General features: G+C 68.0%; 20 protein-coding genes. 10 read left to right on the top strand and 10 right to left on the bottom strand.

Features of this window, described 5'->3' with window-relative positions; genetic code table 11:
• Nucleotides 1-675: 675 nt before the first annotated feature.
• Nucleotides 676-1,245 carry an SMI1/KNR4 family protein gene (locus ACFWEG_RS16735; RefSeq protein ID WP_387215367.1) on the top strand — a complete coding sequence of 190 codons (570 nt, stop codon included), beginning with the start codon at nucleotides 676-678 and terminating at the stop codon, nucleotides 1,243-1,245.
• A 992-nt stretch (nucleotides 1,246-2,237) separates the two neighbouring features.
• Complete coding sequence (locus ACFWEG_RS16730) at nucleotides 2,238-2,360, top strand: hypothetical protein (RefSeq protein ID WP_387215364.1); 123 nt, start codon at nucleotides 2,238-2,240, stop codon at nucleotides 2,358-2,360.
• Nucleotides 2,361-2,562: 202 nt separating this feature from the next.
• Here ACFWEG_RS16730 and ACFWEG_RS16725 read toward each other — a convergent pair whose 3' ends face one another.
• The 4 genes from ACFWEG_RS16725 to ACFWEG_RS16710 form a co-directional block, all read right to left on the bottom strand.
• Nucleotides 2,563-2,880, bottom strand: coding sequence for a DUF6221 family protein (locus ACFWEG_RS16725; RefSeq protein WP_387215361.1), 318 nt, complete (start codon nucleotides 2,878-2,880; stop codon nucleotides 2,563-2,565).
• A gap of 185 nt (nucleotides 2,881-3,065) precedes the next feature.
• The gene (locus tag ACFWEG_RS16720; RefSeq protein ID WP_387215358.1) at nucleotides 3,066-3,602 is read right to left on the bottom strand and encodes a hypothetical protein; all 537 of its coding nucleotides are present in this window, start codon (nucleotides 3,600-3,602) and stop codon (nucleotides 3,066-3,068) included.
• A 93-nt stretch (nucleotides 3,603-3,695) separates the two neighbouring features.
• Entirely contained in the window at nucleotides 3,696-3,983 is a 288-nt protein-coding gene (locus ACFWEG_RS16715; RefSeq protein ID WP_387215355.1) for a hypothetical protein, read from the bottom strand.
• A gap of 351 nt (nucleotides 3,984-4,334) precedes the next feature.
• On the bottom strand, nucleotides 4,335-4,604 hold the full coding sequence (locus ACFWEG_RS16710; protein WP_387215352.1) for a hypothetical protein: 270 nt from the start codon (nucleotides 4,602-4,604) through the stop codon (nucleotides 4,335-4,337).
• A 153-nt stretch (nucleotides 4,605-4,757) separates the two neighbouring features.
• Here ACFWEG_RS16710 and ACFWEG_RS16705 point away from each other — a divergent pair, with 153 nt between their 5' ends.
• The 3 genes from ACFWEG_RS16705 (at nucleotide 4,758) to ACFWEG_RS16695 (ending at nucleotide 7,035) form a co-directional block, all read left to right on the top strand.
• Nucleotides 4,758-5,537, top strand: a complete 780-nt coding sequence (locus ACFWEG_RS16705; protein ID WP_387215349.1) for a hypothetical protein — start codon at nucleotides 4,758-4,760, stop codon at nucleotides 5,535-5,537.
• Between the two features lie 230 nt (nucleotides 5,538-5,767).
• Nucleotides 5,768-6,319 (top strand): YcxB family protein, encoded by a 552-nt coding sequence (locus ACFWEG_RS16700; protein ID WP_387215346.1) that lies wholly within the window; start codon nucleotides 5,768-5,770, stop codon nucleotides 6,317-6,319.
• Between the two features lie 170 nt (nucleotides 6,320-6,489).
• The gene (locus ACFWEG_RS16695; RefSeq protein ID WP_387215343.1) at nucleotides 6,490-7,035 is read left to right on the top strand and encodes an SMI1/KNR4 family protein; all 546 of its coding nucleotides are present in this window, start codon (nucleotides 6,490-6,492) and stop codon (nucleotides 7,033-7,035) included.
• Between the two features lie 86 nt (nucleotides 7,036-7,121).
• Here ACFWEG_RS16695 and ACFWEG_RS16690 read toward each other — a convergent pair whose 3' ends face one another.
• Both ACFWEG_RS16690 and ACFWEG_RS16685 read right to left on the bottom strand, forming a co-directional pair.
• A complete protein-coding gene (locus ACFWEG_RS16690) occupies nucleotides 7,122-7,568 on the bottom strand; it encodes a hypothetical protein (RefSeq protein ID WP_387215340.1) in 447 nt (148 codons plus the stop codon).
• Nucleotides 7,565-7,828: a hypothetical protein gene (locus ACFWEG_RS16685; protein ID WP_387215337.1), complete on the bottom strand. Its 264-nt coding sequence runs from the start codon at nucleotides 7,826-7,828 to the stop codon at nucleotides 7,565-7,567. The genes ACFWEG_RS16690 and ACFWEG_RS16685 overlap by 4 nt, the downstream gene beginning before the upstream one ends.
• Before the next feature lie 1,139 nt (nucleotides 7,829-8,967).
• Here ACFWEG_RS16685 and ACFWEG_RS16680 point away from each other — a divergent pair.
• The gene (locus tag ACFWEG_RS16680) at nucleotides 8,968-9,465 is read left to right on the top strand and encodes a toll/interleukin-1 receptor domain-containing protein (RefSeq protein ID WP_387215334.1); all 498 of its coding nucleotides are present in this window, start codon (nucleotides 8,968-8,970) and stop codon (nucleotides 9,463-9,465) included.
• Nucleotides 9,466-9,880: 415 nt separating this feature from the next.
• Here the strand turns inward: ACFWEG_RS16680 and ACFWEG_RS16675 are convergent, their stop codons facing one another.
• Complete coding sequence (locus tag ACFWEG_RS16675) at nucleotides 9,881-10,072, bottom strand: hypothetical protein (protein ID WP_387215331.1); 192 nt, start codon at nucleotides 10,070-10,072, stop codon at nucleotides 9,881-9,883.
• Between the two features lie 90 nt (nucleotides 10,073-10,162).
• On the opposite strand from ACFWEG_RS16675, the gene ACFWEG_RS16670 reads away from it, so the two are divergent.
• Together ACFWEG_RS16670 and ACFWEG_RS16665 are read left to right on the top strand one after the other, a co-directional pair.
• Nucleotides 10,163-10,657, top strand: coding sequence for a very short patch repair endonuclease (locus ACFWEG_RS16670; RefSeq protein WP_387215328.1), 495 nt, complete (start codon nucleotides 10,163-10,165; stop codon nucleotides 10,655-10,657).
• A 156-nt stretch (nucleotides 10,658-10,813) separates the two neighbouring features.
• Nucleotides 10,814-12,823: a DUF262 domain-containing protein gene (locus ACFWEG_RS16665; protein ID WP_387215324.1), complete on the top strand. Its 2,010-nt coding sequence runs from the start codon at nucleotides 10,814-10,816 to the stop codon at nucleotides 12,821-12,823.
• A gap of 47 nt (nucleotides 12,824-12,870) precedes the next feature.
• Here ACFWEG_RS16665 and ACFWEG_RS16660 read toward each other — a convergent pair whose 3' ends face one another.
• From ACFWEG_RS16660 to ACFWEG_RS16650, 3 genes are read right to left on the bottom strand one after another with little or no spacing between them, the layout of a single operon-like run.
• The gene (locus tag ACFWEG_RS16660) at nucleotides 12,871-13,725 is read right to left on the bottom strand and encodes a protein NO VEIN domain-containing protein (protein ID WP_387215321.1); all 855 of its coding nucleotides are present in this window, start codon (nucleotides 13,723-13,725) and stop codon (nucleotides 12,871-12,873) included.
• On the bottom strand, nucleotides 13,709-15,541 hold the full coding sequence (locus ACFWEG_RS16655) for a DEAD/DEAH box helicase (protein WP_387215319.1): 1,833 nt from the start codon (nucleotides 15,539-15,541) through the stop codon (nucleotides 13,709-13,711). Before ACFWEG_RS16655 ends, ACFWEG_RS16660 begins: the two co-directional genes overlap by 17 nt.
• Complete coding sequence (locus ACFWEG_RS16650; protein WP_387215316.1) at nucleotides 15,541-16,953, bottom strand: transcriptional regulator; 1,413 nt, start codon at nucleotides 16,951-16,953, stop codon at nucleotides 15,541-15,543. The genes ACFWEG_RS16655 and ACFWEG_RS16650 overlap by 1 nt, the downstream gene beginning before the upstream one ends.
• A gap of 79 nt (nucleotides 16,954-17,032) precedes the next feature.
• On the opposite strand from ACFWEG_RS16650, the gene ACFWEG_RS16645 reads away from it, so the two are divergent.
• Together ACFWEG_RS16645 and ACFWEG_RS16640 are read left to right on the top strand one after the other, a co-directional pair.
• Nucleotides 17,033-17,770, top strand: a complete 738-nt coding sequence (locus ACFWEG_RS16645; protein ID WP_387215313.1) for a hypothetical protein — start codon at nucleotides 17,033-17,035, stop codon at nucleotides 17,768-17,770.
• A 238-nt stretch (nucleotides 17,771-18,008) separates the two neighbouring features.
• Nucleotides 18,009-19,367, top strand: a complete 1,359-nt coding sequence (locus ACFWEG_RS16640) for a DNA cytosine methyltransferase (protein ID WP_387215310.1) — start codon at nucleotides 18,009-18,011, stop codon at nucleotides 19,365-19,367.
• Nucleotides 19,368-19,398 lie beyond the last annotated feature (31 nt).

Below are 19,398 nucleotides of genomic sequence, written 5' to 3'. Positions count from 1 at the left end.
TCCCACAGCACCTCAGACACTAGGCAATGCTGACCTCAGCCCGAACACAAACGCACCCGGATTTCCTTGACCAAACCCATAGGGGCACCCCCCCGGACACCCACGCCGACGAGGTGGTCCACTGGTTCCGCACCCACCCCGACATGTGACAACAGCGCGCGGGCTCGGCCCGTGTCGGACCCGGCGATCGTCCACCGACACCGACGTCCCTTGGGGGCCGGGAAACCACCCGTCGTCACACCTATGGCCACGCGCCCGCCGAACGCCTCGCAGGTCGCCACATCGCGACGACAGAGGCCGCCAACGCGCCTCGTTTTAATCAGTCCACGCAGGTCAGAACGATTCTCCTGACCTGCGGACGTGGGGCGGGTGGGACTCGAACCAATCCGAGTGAGGCGTCTCACCTGCGGTCTTCTTGATGAACCGGACTTATCGACCGGTTTTCATGCTGCTGGGCCCCGCTGGATCCTCCTCCGGTGGAAGCGGTGCAGCGTTCGCTGCACCGCATTCGTAGCGAGAAGAATCCAGCCCGCCGGCACGGGAAGCGGTCACCGGGGCGCCTCCACGTCGACACCACGATTCCCTGACTTCGCCCACCTTTGCACCGTGAGGCCGCCTCATGAGGAGTCCTGGGGCCCGGTAGGGACGTCGGATGCGTGTGGCACGCTGCGGCTCATGGATGACGATCTGATCGGCACACAGACGCCGCCGCGCCGAATGACCAATCCGGAAGAGTCTCTTGCACTGCTGGAGCGCGCCGTCCCCGGGTTGACCGGCCTCCGGCGGCGGACGCGGGCCGAGATCGCCTGGGCCGGGTTCGAGGAGAACCTGGGCACAGGACTTCCCTCCGACTACAAGCACCTCGCGGAGTGGTACCCGACCTTCGCCATCGCAGACTTCCTTCTGGTTCGTCTTCCTGAGCCGGGCGAAGAGGACCGCAGTCTTCAGGCCACCCGCGACACTCTTGAAGTACTTGCCGACGCCTGGTTGGAACCAGGCATCGGATTGCCGGCCTACCCCGCCCCTGGTGGGCTGCTGCCCTGGGGTGAGTCGTGCGACAGCGACAAGTTCATGTGGACCACGACCGGACGATCTCCACAGGACTGGATCGTCACGGTTGCTTCTCGCAGCGGGGCGTGGTGGCACTACGGCGGCGGTGCAGTCCAGTTCCTGGCGGAGTACAGCAACGGGACCCTGGAACCCTGGGGCTTGCCGACAATCGACTTGGAAGTGCCCCCGTGCTGATCCGCTGGTGCACCAGGGCCACGACCGCTCTCCGCGTCGGCAGGGGCCCGTGCGTTCGGGGAGCAGGTATCACGCTGCCAACTCAGTCCCACCAGCCGTCGCCAGTCTGCCAACGCTACGATCATCATCCCGCTGATGACCGACGCCTGGTACGACGACGCCTACGGACGTCTCGACTCGGTCTGGGAGACCTGGTCCCCGACCGACTGACCCCGCGGGGGGGGAGTCAGTCTCCGAACCATCCCCAGAAGTAGATCTCCCGAGGTGTGCCCTGGTCGTCGTGTGGAGTACCGCGCAGCGCCCGAACCAGGTGTGGCGGGCGAGGTCCTGGATCGCGGGGACGTGCACGCGGGTCAGACGTTCCCCGCCGGTCCCGCTCATCCCCGCGGCCTCCTCGGCGGTGAGCGGTTGTACCGCGAAGGGCTTGGGCTCCTCCTCGCTGTCCACCGGCTGCACGTGGAAGACGTCGAGGACGGAGTGGGTGCCGCAGTGCTGCGTCCACTCGTCGGCCCACAGTCCGTCCAGGGTCCCCGGGCGCGGACGACGATCCTGCGCGGGGCACCGGTCGCCTTCGCGCACCCAGTGGTACTCCCCCGAGCGGAACCCCTGCTCCCGCAGCCGCTGCAACGCTGCGTCAAGGTCCTCCTGATACGGCGTGTAGTAGTCCCAGGCCGATGCGCCCGTCCCCACCCCTCAGGTGCAGCCACCGACGCGGCTTCCTCGGACCTCGAACTGCCGCCCATCGGTTACCCCATGGCGGTCAGCAACGACTTCGCCCCTGCGGCTCGGATACCGAACTCCACTCCCCGATAACGGCGTTCGGCCGTCTCCTCGGGCAGGGTCGGTTGGTGCGCCGCCGAAACGAGTACCCGCATGGACAGCTGCCCGCCCCGCGAGGGGCTGGGCGGGAGCCGATCGAGGAAGAAGGCGGACACCGTGGCGGAGAGAGCAGTGATGGCCGGATACGTCACCTGCACCTGAACGGTGATCCGGTGCGCATCCACGAGCCGGCCGTCGCCTCCGACCCGCCGGGGGACGGGCAGGAGCACGGCCAGGAGCGGGAGCAGGAGGAGAAGGCGCTCGAACAGACGACGATCGTCCGCGGCAGGGACTGACGGCCAGGCGAACGCCTGGCACATGCACCGCTCCGCTGCCGAAACGCGCCGGCGCCGGGCGTTCGCGCGAGCACCCAACCTTTATCGGTGATAGGCGAGTTGATGACTGCCACCTGACGTACGGATCGGGTTCCTGCCCCCGGCGCTGCAACCGGTGACGGCGTGATCGACTGATCGGGGTCAACTGCCGGCGTCGACGGCGTCAGGGCGACTCATCGTCGGCAGGGGCCCACTGTTCGCGGTATCCCGGGCGATCGGCGTACGCGGTTGCTGCGAGAACGCGCAGCGACCATTCGATGCTCTGGCTGTCCTGGCCCTGGATACCGGCGTGTTGCGGGTCGCGCCAGGCGGCGAGCAGGTCGCGGCGCATGGCGATGGTGCGGGCCGGTGAGTAGAGGGAGGCAAGCGAGTTGTCCGGGGCCAGCCCTTCGGGAAGCCATGACGCGGGTGGCTGGAGTGCGGCGGCTTCTTCGTCGGCGTCGATCTGTTCGTGCAGCCAGGTCACCAGGTCGGCAGTCATACCCTGCATGGTTCCCCTACCGATCGCGGTTTGTCGCTCGGGTGCCACCCGATCGTGCGGGAGGTCACAAATTGGCCTGGCTGACGAGCTCACGCCGCACGGCCCGCGACCGCGAGCGCCGCCGCAGCGCCCCGAACTCGACGCCTCGACGCCGATGATCCGCAACCCGCCGTGGCGCGCAGGCCTCAACGGCCATGTGTCCGCTTGCTCGTTGAACGGCGGACCGTGGCTTCCAGCAGGGCGCCCACCAGTTCGACACTACCGGTCGTGATAAGTAGCCGCTTGGGCACGATCAACAGACCGCGCTTCCAGCCGAGGCGGCCAGTCACCACGAAGACCAGCTCCGTCTCGTGGTAGCGGGACATGGTGCGCCACGGCACCCGCATGAGTTCCTCGGAACCCCGGGAGATGACGCAGCCGGTGTCGTCGATGACGGCCTGCTTCTCCCCCGTGGCCTGGTCGGCACGGAACATGCGGCCAGCGAACATGGGGGGAAGGAACACGGCGATCGCACCGTAGACAAGGGCGAGCATCAGCAGTCCCGCGTTGATCGGGTCGCCGTCAGCGGCGGGCTTCAGGCTCATCGCCGCCATCACGACCGCGGCCACGAGAACGAGCCGGCGCAGGCGTCGGTACCATCCGGTTGCTGCGATGGCATCGTCGAACTCCTCCCGCGTCAGGACTCCGCCGAAGGTGATGGTTGCCTGCCGGATATCGTCCACGGGCGCGGAGCTTACAGGTCCGCGCCCCAGTGAGAACCCCCGCGTCGCGCGGGTGTCTCCGGCCTCGATGAGCCACGACTTCGGCTCGTCGCGTCAATCGGTCCCGCGCGCCCACGCATAGGGCATCTGATCACCGGTGTCGATGACCCACGGTTCCGGGAAGCGTGCAGAGCATGCGGTGCAGCGGGCGACGAACGTCCCGACCTCCGGATTCGTGAGAATGCTGTTGTGCGACGAGGGCAGTGCGCGAACCAGGTACCCGTTGGCGGCCGTCTCCAAGGACGGCCAATGCGGCGTGCAGGTGCAGGGCGTTGCCGTGGCGAACGTGTCGTCCTCGGGCGCGTGGTGCGTGTTCCTGAACGTCGTGTAGAGCTTCCTCAACCCCCGCACGGTGCACCCCACCTTCCGTGATCGCCGGCTGGGGACGATCACTTGGCCGCCCCGGAGCACACACCGTATATCGAACTCGCCTGCCCGCCCATGGAGAGTCCGAGAGAGCTCGTCCTCAGGCGGAGTGCAGGCCGTCGGACGGATCCTTCTGGCCATACGGGTCGAGGGTCCAGAAGCGGACGGCGTCGCTGCGACGGTCGAACCAAAGATGGGTGGAGTCACCGCTGCCATGCGGTCGAGCTGGTCCGACCGGATCCAGTGCGGGTCTTCCGGCCCCTGGCCCTGTGGCGGCTCCTCGAACCACGAGGAGAAGTCCTCGGCAGGTCCCCCAGAGACGAAGGCTTAGGCCGCGGTCAGCCCGGCAAGCTTCCCTGGCGCCAACCGGGCGAAGCCCGAGATCACCAGCTCCGGGGACGCCAGGCACCGCTCGTCGCCCCGGCTGCTCACCCACGTGGCCGCGTGGAGCGGGCCCGGCACCGGGAACGCCCGTTCCAGCGGTTCGGTCTCGGTGCGCCAGTCCTCGTCGGCCCCGTTCACCGCCTGCCGCAGGCCCCACCAGACGGGCAGGACCGCCGGCCCTGCCCCGATCCCCATCACCTTCCGTCGCTCCAACGCAACCCCCTCCGGCCTGACGTCGGGGGCACCACATACGTTCCGATCACCACCTGCCCTGCTACGACGGCGAACCGGTAACAGACGTCACCTGAAGCGGCCCCGGAGCCTTCCCGGAGCCTGTTGTCAGTGCCGTGCGCTTCACTGTCCGCCATGGAACTCACGCAGATGACCGTCAACGGTCTGCTGGCCGAACTCGGCTCGGGGGACGGCTACCTGTACCTGCCCGGTGACATCGACCCACAGGAGTTCACCGACCTGCTCGACACCCTCCTCCTGGACGGCGGCGTCGTCGATCCGGCGGTGGACGACTCCAAGGGGGCGGCCCTCCTCCACCTCTTCGAGGGCCGGGCTGTGACGATTCGAGCCTGGGCGTACGGCAGTCAGTGGGTTGGAACGGGTACGGCGCGGGGCGATGAGGGGTCCGAGCGGGCGGTCTTCGCCGTCACTCACCGGGAGGTGCCGGACGCCCCGGCGCTGTCTCCGGACGAGGACGTCGATTGGGTGGATCAGCTCACACGGATCACCGGCTGGACGTATCCCGCTGAGCGGCCTGACGTGGACTGGGCGGGTCTGGAGGCGCGGTTGGGCAGCAGGCTGCCGAGTGACTACAAGCGCATGGTCGAGACGTTCGGTGAGGGTGCCTTCGACGCGTTTCTGAGCCTCCACCAGGAACCATGGATCCACCTCAAGGATGACGGTCTGCTCGCGTGGGCCGGGACCGAGCACGAAGACCAGTACTGCTGGAGGCTCGACGGCGACGATCCCGACCGATGGCCCGTCGTCGTCCGCTCCTTCGACGGCGACGACACCACATTCGGCTGCCGGACCGCGGAGTTCGTGTGCCGCATCCTCACCGACCCCCACCACCCGTACACGATGGCCCGTTACTTCGACACCCACTGGTTCATGAACTACGCAACCAGCGAGTAGCCGACTGTCCGACCACAAACCCCGGACATAATTTGTCACCTCGGCCTCGACGCTCGTCCTGGCGCTGGCGACGCCCGGGCAACGCACGGAAGTCACCTCCGTGCCACACGCCCTCAGCCACCGGAGTCGACGCGTTCCGTCGGTGGTGCCTCGTGCAGCACGCCGGTCGGCAGCACGGCGCATGGCCAGGGGACGCTAAGATCCGCCAGTTGTCATTCCGGGGAGAGGCCATGACCGAGGGTCGTGAAACAGACGCAGAAGCTGAGTTCGCCGCCGAGATCGCGGACGATTCGGTGTCTCTGGTGTATCTACCGCAGCCCAGCGACACCCTGGCCGGCCTGCGGGTCCGTCAACGGATCAAGCGATGGGGGCTGCTGCTGCGGTGCGTGTTCCTCGTGCTGTGGGTGGGCCAGTGGCTGCTGGGGACTGTCAACCGTGGCAGCATCGACGCGGTCTCGACCGTCGTGTTCTTCTTCGTCATCGCGGTCGTGGGCGGCTATCCGCGACTGCAGGCCGCTCACGTACAGAAGCTTGCCGGATGGCAGGGGGAATACCGCACCACAGTGACCTCAGCCGGGATCACCACCAGCGGCACGCACAGCACCCTCATCCAGAAGTGGTCGGTCTTCCGGGGCTACCGGGAGACACGGGGCCACTTCGTCCTCCTCAGCCGAGATCCCGGCATCCTGTGCGTCGAGGTCCTGCCGAAGCACGGTCTGAGCTCGGCTGACGGCCTCGACCGCCTGCGGGCCCTGCTGGACCGGCACACCACCCGCGTCTGACGTAGGCCCGCTCCGGTCCGGGCGTCGCTCGTCGATGTCCCGCGCCCTCGGAATCCGCCGACGGCAGCGGAGTCGGGCGGATGCCGATCCTGCTCTGTGCGGCGAGAGGTCGAGGCACGTCGGAAGGAAGGAAGGGAGGAAGCATGGTGCCCAAGGATTCTTGCAACTGGGTGCAGCGTGTCATCGAACTGACCGAGTGGGAGCCCTGCGGGATCTCCGTCGACTGGGCGGAGATCGAGGCAGAGCTCGGAGTCCCGCTGCCTGCGGACTACAAGGAGCTCTGCGAGGCGTTCGGCGGCGGCACCTTCAGCGACTGCCTCTCCTTCGTGGGGCGCGACGAGGGCATCGTGTTCGACCTCCTGGCACAGTGGCGGGTCGACCTGGCAGTCGACCGGGACGGCAGGTACGGAGACGTCTCCGTCGTCGACCCCTACGCGATCTACGCGCCCGGCGGCAAGGGGCTGGTCGGGTGGGGCTCCACCGAGTGGGCCGATGAGTACTTCTGGCTGATCGATGCCGAGCAGCCGGGCACCTACCCGATCCTTGTGCGCTCCCACGACGCAGGACCATGGCACCGGTACGACATTTCCACCTCCGAGTTCCTCTACCGCGTACTCGCCGATACTGACCTCAAGCCCTTCGGGATCGCGCGGTACAACCTCGAGCCCACGTTCGAACCCGCTTCCGACGACCACATCGGCGGCCGGCCGCGCTGACCAAGGGCGGCCGGCCCCTCGGTGGCCGCGGCGGATCGCCCCCGAGAAGCATCGGTGAACCGACCTTCGGGGTCCGGGTCGTATCGTCAGACCCTCTCCACCCGAATGGCCCGATCTGCCAGGAACTTGCCCATGTCGTCGACATCAGAGGTGAAGACGGTGACCTCGAAGCCGCGCTCCGCGGTACGGACGGCCACGGCAGCAAGCACAGCGTCAATGGCGTACTTGTGCCCGTGCAGCCCTGCAGTTTTCATCATCTCGCGGGCCAGGGAGATCACCCGGTCGTCGGTGTGCTCCACATCGATCCGGGACAACGCCCAGTCCCACAGCCCTTGGCGCGCACCCTCTCGGGGATTCCACGCCTCCAGCGTGGTGAGCGCGCTGGTGACGACAGCGATGTCGAGGCGTGGCGCCGCCTTGATCAGGGCGGCCATCTGGCGGTCACCCTGGACGGTCAGGGACAGCGCCTGAGAGTCGAGGACGAAGGCGCGCCGACGCGCCGACGAAACGCCGGCACGCTTCGTACGGCTCATGCCGCGGCGCCGGGCGCACGCTTCTTGTCATGCCAGTGGTCGATGCCCGCGATGCGCTCCAGCGCCGCTCGCTCCTCCTCGGCCGTGACCGAGCCGTACTCGTCCTCCAGGCGGTCGGCCAGCTCCCGGAGCCGGTCCATCGCGTCCTGATGCGCCGCGGCTGCCGCGATGTAGGCCGACACCCCGCGAGCGTCGACCCGCCCCTTGATCGATTCGATTAGCTCGTCCGGCACCGTGATCGTGATCTTCCGAGTCGCCATACTCGAAGTATGCCACGCAGTCGCGCCCGCACGAGGGGCGTCGGCACCCGTCGAGAGCTCTTCCTTCCTCACACAGCAGGGCCGCCCAGCCCCGCGTTGCAGCCGTGGGACCACTCCACAGCGCTCCCACGGAACCTTGACGGCAAAGCACCAGGTCAGAGATGCCTGAGACCCCACTTCGGTACGCAAGGATGCGCGGTGACCTCACCACTGCGAGGCGATCACCTAACGGAAAGAGCGCTCCCAAACACGTCTCCCCAGGTCAGAACGTTTCTGCCTGGGGATTTGACGTGGGGCGGGTGGGACTCGAACCTAATCGGGTGATGCGTCTCACCTGCGGCGATGCCGAAACAACGGACATAGCCACCCGTTTCCATCCGGCTGCATCCCTCTCGATCCGGCTCGCGCGGGCGTCGGTTAGGCGATCGCCACACCACTTCGTCCGCCGCCGTACGTACGCTCTGGAACCTCCGCCGAGGCTGAGGAAACCCTCGCCCCTCAGCGTCTCCGAGCCACCCGGCGGCTTGACGTGCAGCTCCGCCTCTGCAGTCGGCCCACCGCAGCCACTCACACTCCGCAACAGGGCCGCCGGTGCGTGCGAAGGCTCCCAGCAGATGGCAAGGCCGCCCGACGAGCCAAAGGCGAGAGCGCACCTCATGTCGAGCGGTAACCGCACGCGGTAGCGCTCGATGATCGGGCTGGTGCCTACGTCGATCCGTCGGGGCCGAGCGTCGTCTTCATCATGTTGCACACGGCGGCTTGCACGGCGGTGATTGGTTCGAGCGTGGGACCCGTCATCCGGCGTCCTTCCGCGTTGGGCAACGAGCGCGCGTCGCACCATCGACGAACCGCGCCGACGACGGCATTGAACGTGCTGCTGCCGGCCGTTCAACAAACCACGACCCTGTGTCAGAGGTTCGCTTTACCATGGGCGCATGGCGCAATGCACAGCACCCTCCCGAGGCCACCGCACCGCGAGTGGGGCCGCGAACTGCCCAGCGTGCAGCAGCTGGGGACGGAGGTCGCACACCCCGTCGTATTCGTCCGGACCCGCTTACGGCGGTGGCGGCGGTGGCGGTCGGTCGTCCGGCGGGTCGTATGGCGGCGGCATCTCACGGCGCACCAGGTCCGGCAGGACGGTGTTGTACACCCCGACCGAGTGGCGGGCGGTCGAGGCCTACGCCGACAAGGCTGAGGTGCAGGCACGGGATTACCCGCACAAGCGTGACCTTTTCCTCTGCCACGCCTGGAACGACCGCGAGGGCAGTGCGAAGGAGCTCTACGGTCACCTGAAGACGAGCGGTGCGACGGTGTGGTTCAGCGAGGAAGACATCCCGCTGGGCTCGTTGCAGATGCGGGAGATCGACAAGGGGCTTCGTAACTCCCGGATCGGCATCGTGCTGGTCACACCAGCCCTCCTCGAGAGCATCAAGAACGAGGGGATCGCCGAGAAGGAGCTCGCCGTCCTGCTCGGCACCAACCGCGTCGTGCCCGTGACGCACGGGGTGACCTTCGACGAGCTCTACGACGTCAGCCCTATGCTCGCGTCGCACTCCGGGCTGAGCACGAAGGAATCGTCGCTCGACGCCGTCGCCGCCAAGATCGCTGCTGCTGCCGCCGCGCTTGCGGCTACCTGACGTCCGGGTCTGCTGCGGCGCCCGTCGTTCTAGTCGACGACCGGGTCCACGACGGGCTGCCCGCTTCGGGGGAAGGCATACCTCTTGGTGGTCGGCCCGGCTGGGTGTTGCGACCTCGCGCTCGTCGGCGGTGGCTGGCCTCTCCCCGAAAGCGACACTGGGACGAGCGCGAGGAGTCATGGGGTCAGCGCCCGTAGTGGTGCAGGAGGGCGCGGCCGGCAGCCGAAGTCCTCGCCCTGACCGAGATGAACTGGAACCAGACCTGCCCTGACGGGCGCCTCACCGTCACCTTGCGCACGGCCAACCAGGGCAAATCCGTTCTGCGCTTCTGCCCTGTCGCCACCCGCTACGCCCACTACATGTAGTCAGCCGACCGGGCCATCTTTAGGGGGACCCAGACCGCTGATTCTGGGCGTCAGGTCAGGGAGCCTGTGGTCATCAGCTCGGTCATCGCGTCGTCTGCCCTGCGGAGGACGATCCTGCCGTCGCCGACGCTGTACGCGACGATGCGGGCTCCAGGGTTCAGGCCGGCTTCGACAAGGATTCCCATCGGGAGCTCGAGTCGGCCGTCCTCGCCGATCTCCAGTTCAGTCGGTTCGCGCAGCATGGCGGCAGTCTTCCACAGGGCTCGGAGCGCGGGTGTCGCCTGGTTCAGAGCTCCGCGGGTTCGAGCCGCGTCGGACATACTTGGGAACTGATGAACAAGCTGCCTCCTGAGCCAGCCGCTGGCGGATGGTCTCCACCGGACGGGTCCTGGGCGTCCTCTGCTGCGAATCGCCGCAGCATGCTGGGGAATCGGAGCCGGGACACTTCCCCCGAACGCGCGCTGCGCTCCCTCGTCCACGCGGCTGGCCTCCGCTACCGGGTAGCCGCCAAGCCGCTCCCGAAGATGCGCCGCACCGCCGACCTCGTCTTCCGTCCGACCCGCGTTGCCGTCTTCGTCGACGGCTGCTTCTGGCACGGGTGCCCGGAGCACTTCGTGCCGCCGAAGACGAACCCCGACTACTGGCGGGAGAAGATCGGGAGGAACGTGCAGCGCGACAGGGATACGGATGCGCGGCTCGAGGAAGCGGGGTGGCTCGTCCTCCGGTTCTGGGAGCACGACGCGGCTGAAGCGAGTTCAGCGATCGTCTGCGCTGCGGTCCGATCGCGCCGGGGCGCGGCGGCTGTGCCAGACGAACCGGAGGAGTAGCGCCGCCGAACCCGCGTTGCATGGATGCGGATTTCATCAGGCCGGCCATGGGGCCGCGACTGGCTCGTCTACCGTATTGACCAGCGCAGTTGTGATCGCGCGGGCCCAGGTCGAACGCGGCCGGGTGGGGAGCAGCAGGGGTGGGGGCACCAACGCATGGCAGTGGAACGCACGAACCGCGACATCAAGTCGCTCATCGGCCAGATCGCCGACGGGGAGATCATGCTCCCGGAGATCCAGCGGGGCTACGTCTGGCGGGCCTCGCAGGTCGCGAAGCTCGTGGAGTCGCTGTACCTCGGATATCCGGCGGGGACGCTCCTGCTGTGGAAGACGGACGAGGCAGCCGAGACGCGCACAGCGGCCACCGGATCCGGTCAGGGGCTTCCCAGCGTCATGCCGCTGTACCTACTCGACGGGCAGCAGCGGCTCACCTCGCTGTACCGCGTCTTCAAGGACCATCCGGCAGCGCAGATCGTCTTCAACATCGAGACGGAGGCGTTCCAGAACCAGAGCAACGCCACGCTCAGGAGCCCGAAGTGGGTCAGGGTCTACGACGTCATCGGCCCTGATGCCGACTCGTTCACGCTGCAGATGCAGCTCCGCTCGGCGGGACTGTCCATCGACAACGCGGAGATCGGGCGCCGCCTGAAGGCGCTTGAGGCGATCTCGCAGCGCGACTTCCACATGGAGGTCCTCCACGGCTTCGGCTACGAGGAGGTCACGCAGATCTTCGTCCGCGTCAACAGCGGTGGCCGCCCTTTGAAGACGGCGGACCTTGCGATGGCGACGCTCTCCGCCCGGTCGCCGGGATTCCTTAAGGAGCTTGAGGAGGAGTCGGCGCGGTGGGCGGAGTACGGCTACCGCGCCGTCGACACCAACTTCCTCATCAAGGCGATCACGCTCAGCCTGTCCATCTCGGGCAAGCGGACCTCGTCCGTCTCCAGGCTGACGACAGCGAGCCGGGAGTCCGTAGCGGAGGGGTGGGAGCGGGTGCGCCGCGGACTGGAGCGCGTCGTCCCGCTGCTCTCCGAGCAGCTGCTCGTCCCGAACTCGGCGTTGCTTTCGTCCGTCTCGGTACTGCACCCGCTGATCGTCTTCTACGGCCGGCTGCCTGCCGACGCCCGGGTTGACCCTGAGGTGGAGAAGGGCCTGCTCTACTGGTTCCTCGCTGCGTCCGGAAGCAACCGCTACGGCGGTGCGACGGACAGCGCCCTGACCCAGGACGTCAACGCCCTCGACTCCGACGAGCCGGTCCGGGCACTCCTCGCCAACCTGCGCCTGGACGAGAAGGGCTTCCGCGTGACCGCCCGCGATCTGGCGGGGCGCAATATCCAGAGCCCGTACATCATGCTCTCCTACCTGGCAGCCGCCCACTCCGGCGCGGAGGACTGGTGGGCTGGCGGGCCCATCTCCGTTGTCGCCGAAGGGACCGACAAACTGCAGTACAGCAGCCTGCACCCCGCTGCGCAGCTGCGGAACCACCGCAACAAGTACTCGTCCGCGGAGATCAACGAGCTGGCGAACATCGTCTTCGTCTCACCGCATACGGCCAAGAACATGATCGGGAACCGGTCGCCCGCCGAGTACATCAAGGAGGTGCAGACCGGCGACCTGGAAGCCCATGCTGTCCCGACTGACCCGGGGGTCCTGGAAGCCGACGGATTCCGGGAGTTCCTCGTTGCCCGCCGCGGGCTCCTGGCGGGAAGGATCTCCGCCCTCCTCGAACGGTTCCGCCCGTCCTTCATCGACGCAGGGGATGCCAGCAGCCCGAGGTCGGAGGCGCCCCGCCGGTCGCTTGTCCTGACCGGGTACGGCACGGGGAGCCGCACCTTGCTGCTTGCCGAGGCGCAGGCAGGGACGCAGCACTGGGTCGGCCGGATCGACACCGCTGAGCTGGACGCAGCGCTCGATGCTGCTGCGAGCGGCCTCGACAGCGACGTCACCGTCGCCGGCGAGACTGCCCCGCTGGCGGTCGACGAGGACGGCATCACGCTGCCGGTAGGACCTTTCCGGCTCCGCGGTACGGCGGACCAGTGGCGGCTGGCCCTGAAGGAGGCCTTCTCGGATGCGCTGCCCGCGGCCGACTGCCCGGAGCGGGAGTCGCAGGTATGGGTCGGAGAGGCCGAGGACTTCCTGATGGCGGACCTCGGCGTCCAGCAGACGTAACCGCTCTCCGCAAAGAAGGCGGGAGCGCTGGCTCGGCGCTCCCGCCTTCAGCCGCTCACGCCGCCTCGGAGCACTGCTCCAGACGTTCCCGCCCTGAGCAAGGGGGCCAGCCGCGGGATGCCGGGGACGGCCGCGTCCGGAGGTACGTCGAGCCTGCACGCCTCCCAGCGCCCGAAGGGACCCCCGTCCTGGGGGACTTGGGCGCTGATCCACTCGGCAGCAACGGACGCGACCGCAGCGATCTCGTGGTCCTGCGTGAGCTGTACGGCCACGAGCTGCCATGCCGGGTCGCGGCGCATCGTCTCGTACTCGTGCCGGGACAGGTAGAAGGCCAGCCTTCCGCGCCGCACCGTGCTCTTCGCCTCGATGTGCAGCGGGTGCTGCCTCGCGTGGACGGCGATGTCGTATCCGAAACCGTCGGAGTACGCGGCAACGTGTTCGACGCGGGCGTCAACCGCATCGTCGAGGAGCGCGACGAGGGCCAGTTCGCCGACGCTGCCGATGAGGGCCCGCGCCTCCGTATCGACCTTGCCCCAGACTGCACTGACCTGCTCGTACGCCTCGCTCTCAGAGAGGCGCAGTGCCTCCGCGGCCCGCAGGGCGTCCTCCGGGAGTTCCTCCGGTCCGCGGACGAGGACGTCGGCGTCCTGGAGCCACGGCGCGCTGCTGGAGGCCAGGGCGGCGCGGAAGACGAGCTCGCCCACTGCGGCGCTGCTGTCTAGGTCCTCGAGCAGGCCGTTCTCGCCGAGCCATGAGTAGGCCGCTTCGTACTGCGTGGGGGTGAGGTCGCTGTAGTCGGCGTGGTGGGTGAACAGCGCGCGGCACCGCGCGGGGCTGGAGGCCGGGAGGCGCTCCAGCCACCGCGCTGCGGCGCGCAGGACAGGGCTAGGCGGGACGGGCACGGAGGTGGCCCATCAGCGCCTGGAGGTCCCTCTGGTCGAGGCCGCCGCCGACGGCCGGCTCCTCGTCGAGGTCTGCGAGCTCCTGGACCGCGGGGTCGTCGAGGATGCGCCCCATGAAGAGCAGCTTGTCGCTCAGCCGCTGCTCGACGACCTCGTCGATGCTCCCTTCGGAGGCGAGCACGGTGATGCGGGTCTCCGCTTCGGGCGCGAGTCCGAGGCGGTGGATCCGGTCGAGGCTCTGCAGGAACCGACCGGCGGCGAAGTCGCGGTCGACGTAGACCGCGTCGTGGCAGTCGTGGTGCAGGCTGATGCCCTCGCCGAGCGTGGCCGGGTTCGACAGCAGCACCAGGCAGTCGGGGTCTTTCCGGAAGCGCTCGATCTCGGCTTCGCGGTCCTCCGTCCCTCCGTGGACCATGGCCGGCCGGAACTCTCGAAGGACCCTCTCGAGGGTGTTCAGGCTACGGATGAACGTGGACCACACCAGGGTCTTGCGCCCCTGGGCCGCGTTCTTCGCAACGATGGCCAGGACCTCGCGGTACTTCGGGGACATCTCGTAGCTGGGGAGGTCCCGCATGAGGTCGAAGAGCGGGCTGCCCTCGGGCACGGCCAGGGGCGGGACCTGGTAGTTCAGCGGTTCGTAGCGGGTGGTGCCGACAGCGAGCAGGGCGGGGCTGGTGGCCGCCATCAGCATGTAGACGATGATCTTGCCGAGGGCCTGGAAGTCGCCTTCCGATCCCGCGGCCCGGGCTGAGAACCGGCCGATGAGGGCCTCGTACACCTCCTGGTGCAGAGGGGGCATCGGAAGGGTGCGGAGGGTCGTCGTTACCGGGGGCAGCCCCAGTTCGTGCTTGGTCGTCCGGGTGAACAGCGGGCGCAGCACCTGGCTGGCCTTGGCGAGGTCGCCGCCGGCCACGGCCTGCACCACCTTCTGGCGCCCGTACCCGGGCCACACGAAGCCGAAGAGGTTCTCGATGTCCTTGACGCCGTTGGGAGCCGGGGTACCGGTCAGGATCAGCCGGTGGCGGGCCCGCGGGCCGAGGGCGAGGCAGGCTGCACCATACTTCCCCTCGGCGCCGAGCTTCATCCGGTGCGCCTCGTCGAGGAGGAGCATGGAAGGCCGGGCGCTCAGCCACTGGCCGAGCTCCTCGACGTGCTGGCTGAGGCGCTCGTAGTTCACGATGACCACGTCGGCTGCCGGATCGGTGTTCCGGGAGAGCACCTCCATGCGCAGCGGCTCGCTGAGGCACTGGGTGTTCTCGTACTGCCACGACTCATAGCAGGACTTAGGACCGACGATCAGCAGGCGCTCGACGCCCTTCGCAGCACGCAGCGCCTGGAACACGGCGAGTCCGACGCGCGTCTTACCGGCCCCCGGGACGGAGAAGTTGGCCCCGTGGCGCAGCGAGAGGAGCTTGGCGATGTCCCGGCGCTGGAACGAGGTGAGGTCGGCGGTCCACCCGGGTCCGAGCAGCCCGTCGACCTCGTCCTCCTGTACTTCGCCGGCTCCTCCGGCTACCGGGTCGAGGCGTTCGGACACCGTCTGGGCGTCCGCTGCGGAGTCCGTCGCAAGCGCTGCCAGTTGCGGGTCCCACGCGACGCTCGACGGCGCAGGCCACGCCGCAAGCGCCACGAGGTTCGTCAGGAGGTCGTCGATGTCGACTTCCATGCTTGCGGGAGAGCGCTGCACGCTGCTGCGGAAGCGCAGGGCCAGACGGCGCAGGTCTGCCTCGTGCCCGGCGCCGGCCCGCAAGCGGGCCGTTGCCACACTGTCGCCGAAGGCGATCTCGAGGCTCGCCGCGGAGGCGGGCAGTCCCATCAGCTCTCCCGGGTGGCGTTGAGCAGCCACTCGACGCCGTCACCCGGCGAGCTGAACGTGCGGCCCGCCTGCTTAGCCAGGCGCGCGAGGCTCGCGCGGAGGGTGAGCAGGGCGTCGTCGAACGAGTCCTCGTCGAGGGCGCGCTTCGCCTTCGCCTCGGCGAACTCCGCCGCGCACTGGTTCACGTAGTCGGCAGCGTCCGTCAGGCGCTCAGGCACCGCGATCTTCCGCTTCTGCAGCTGGGCGTTCTGGCCGGCCATCTTCACAGCGACGTCGAACGTGCCGCGGGCCGACTTGATCTTCGCCGCGGCCTGCGTCACCTCTGCGGGCGGGAGCTTGTCGCCGGCGAGGGTCGCAGCCTTGGCCCTCAGCAAGTCGTCGGTGAGGGCCCGGGTCGCCTTCACCACCGCGGTGCCGTCCTGGACCGCGACGTCCGGCAGGCCGGGGATGGACACCGCGGCGGACTCCTGCGCGGCAGGACGCAGATCGTCCGGCAGCCGCTCGTCGAGGAAGCGGGTGTGGAAGTCGGCCTCAGCGAGGCGGACCGAGGTCTTCGGGTAGTTCAGGACGACCATCGCAAGCCGCGACTCCTTCAGCTGCTCGGCTGCATCCGGGTCCGTCTTCGCGAGCTTGGTGTAGTCGCGCTGCAGCTCGCGGAGCTTCTCCTGGTGGTCTTCGAAGTCGACAAGGCGCAGCCCGACGCCGCTGGCCGGGTCCTTGCTGCGGTCGATGGCGTCGTTGACCAGCTGGTAGACCCACCGGTCCTGGCGGAGCGTGGTGGTCTTGATGTTGAAGTCACGCGCCACGTCCTCCGGCCGGCGCCCGTTGGCCAGCTCCTCCTCGATCGCGATCAAGCGGTTGATGTAGGAGTATTCGCGCCGCTTGTCCTTCCGCAGCTGGAGGGCGAGCTCGACGTTGTTGATGTCGCGGCGGGACGTGTCCGCAGGCAGGACCCCTACCCGGATGTGATCGATCCCGAGCTTCCGGAGGGCCGCGCAGCGGGTGTTCCCATCGACGAGGATGCCGTCCGGGCTGATGATGCCCGGCTCCTTCTGACCGAAGTCGTCGAGCTCGTCCTGCAGCGCAGTGAAGTCGGGGTCCGTCTGCGTCGGATTCGCAGGATTCCGGCTGAGGAGGAGGGCGAGGTAGTCCTGCGCGGCCTCGCTCCAGGGCTCCTCTTCCAGCACCCGGTTCTGCTCGGGGTCCAGCGTGCGCTGGGCGCGGATGCGGTGGGTGTCGGGGTTGAAGTACAGGAGGTCCACCGGCATGGAGATCACGCTCAGGTGCTTCTGCTCGCCGCGCCACTCCACGGTGACCTTGGCGCCGTTCTCGGCCATGGCCTGCTTCAGCCGCTCCTCGACCATGGACCGGATCCGCTCGCCCTCGGGCGGAACACCGAACTTCACAGCCATAGCCAGGCCTCTCCTAGGTGGGTAAGCAGCCGTACGCGCTCGTCAGGAATAATGGCAGGAGCCACTGACAATCGGACTGGTGATCATCCAGACTTGCACGTCTGACGACCCGAGGAACGGAGCAGACGTGACCCTCCCTGCCTGGAACGACCCGGCCTTCAAGGGTGGAACCATGATCAGGGGCGCGCTGTGGCTCGTCCAGGAGATCGGTGAGGGCAACACCTTCACCAAGGAGCAGCTCCGCGAGGCGTTTCCAGGCGTCTCGCAGGCGGACCGCCGACTCCGCGACCTTCGGTCTTACGGGTGGGTCATCCACACAAACACCGAGGACGCCACACTCATGGCTGAGGACCAGCGCTTCGTGGAGGCCGGGGTCGCGGTGTGGGATCCGGCAGCGCGCAAGGCGGCCGCGCCCCAGAAAGCGATCACAGCAAAGCAGATCCAGGCCGTACTCGCCCGTGACGACTACATGTGCACGGTGTGCGGTATCGGCGGTGCAGAACCGTATCTGGATGACTCGAACCAAGCGGCAGTGCTTTCGGTCACCCGGCGTACGTCCGTTCTCCCCGACGGCCGCGAAGAGGTACTCCTGATCACTGAATGCAAGCGGTGCCGCGCTGGCGGCGGCGATCAGGCGGCTCGAGCCGATGAAGTGCTCGACGAGATCAAGAGTCTGGATCCGGCCGATCAGCGGCGGCTGGCCCGCTGGGCGGAGCGGGGCCGCCGGGGCTCGACACCGCTCGAGCGGGCATGGAATGCCTACCGCCGTCTTCCTAGTGAAGCGCGCGAGGCAGTCCGTAAGGCGCTGGACGCCTGACCAGCGCCGAGGGCGCCTCCCGTCTGTGGTGAGGATGCGGGAGCTGTCGCGGGCGCCGCGTAGACTTCCCAGCCTTGTCCGATTCACAGAGGCTGATAAGCATCCCTTGGCCGCTACCTGCGACTATGGTGCTGGCGCGGAGCCTGCGCTGCCGGATGCCTGTGTGTTCATTTGGGTGGTTGCAGAAGCACCGCCGCTTCTGCGCTGGAGAGCCTGGCGTGCCTGGAGGGAGATCGCTATGTCGACCGTCGAGCCTAGGAAGCCGCTTGAGGTCATTGAGATCTGCGCCGGCGCGGGCGGCCAGACCCTCGGGCTGGAGCGGGCGGGTTTCCGCCACCGCCTCGCCATCGAGCTCGACGACAAGGCTGCCGAGACGCTGCGCCGCAACCTTGTGGAGTTCCTCGGGTATAGCGAAGAAGAGGCGCGCGACTCCGTAAAGGTCGGCGACGTCGCGGACCCTGCTGTCTGGAACCCGGTTGTCGATGCGGAGGACCTTGACCTCCTCGCCGGCGGAGTGCCCTGCCCACCCTTCAGCATCGCCGGCAAGCAGCTGGGCTCAAGCGATGAGCGCGATCTCTTCGCCTGGGCCGTCGAGCTATGCGGCAAGGTGCGTCCGAAGGCCCTGCTCTTGGAGAACGTGCGCGGCCTCAGCGCCAACCGCTTCGCTGGCTACCGCCAGCACGTCCTCGACCGACTCAAGGATTCCGGTTACATCGCAGAGTGGCAGCTCCTCCAGGCAGACCACTTCGGCGTCTCTCAGTTGCGTCCGCGCTTCGTGCTGGTCGCGCTCCAGGAAGAGTTCGCCCCCTACTTCGTGTGGCCGGAGCGCAAGCCCGGGAGTGCCAAATCCGTTGGTGAGCTCCTGGTAGACCTCATGGCGAAGAACGGCTGGTCGGGCGCCCACGAATGGGCCGAAAATGCCTCCGGTATCGCCCCCACCATCGTCGGCGGATCGAAGAAGCACGGGGGCGCCGACCTCGGCCCCACGCGCGCCAAGCGTGCGTGGGCGGAAAAGGGCGTCGACGCGATGGGCGTGGCTGACGAGGCGCCTTCGGCAGCCGGTCCCCCCGTTATCGGGGGTAGCCCGCGTCCGAAGCTGACCACGGCCATGGTTGCCCGCATCCAGGGCTGGCAAGACGCGGACAGCGAGGTGAACGCTGACGAGGACGACTTCCGCTGGCGGTTCCACGGTCGCAAGACCAGCATCTACCGACAGATCGGCAATGCGTTCCCCCCGCCCGTCGCCAAGGCGCTCGGCGACTCGATCTGGAACGCGCTGAACAAGGTCGGCAAGCCCCACGACCTGGTCGAAACCGCAGATGTCGTCACCGACCCTGTTTACAAGCTGCTGCGCGGCAGCACGCGAGCGCTCTCAGTCGACCAGATCATCGTCAAGCTCGCGGCGGCGGGGACGGCCATGGACCAGCCGACGGTGGAGCGGCACCTCAACCACCTCAAGCACGACTTCGAGATGACGATGGTGACGCGCTCTAACGGAGCCGCCGCGTACAGCATCGGCGAGTTCAAAGCCTTCGTCGGCCAGGACGACCACCAGCGCCACGATCTCTTCACCCAGCACCGCTCCAAGATCAGCTGACGCGCAGGGCATTGCCCCGCGCGTCAGCAGG

The organism is Streptomyces sp. NPDC060194, assembly GCF_042728285.1.
Classification (GTDB): Bacteria; Actinomycetota; Actinomycetes; order Streptomycetales; family Streptomycetaceae; genus Streptomyces.
The sequence above is the reverse complement of the archived record's forward strand: the minus strand, read 5'-3'. Positions and strand labels throughout refer to the sequence as shown.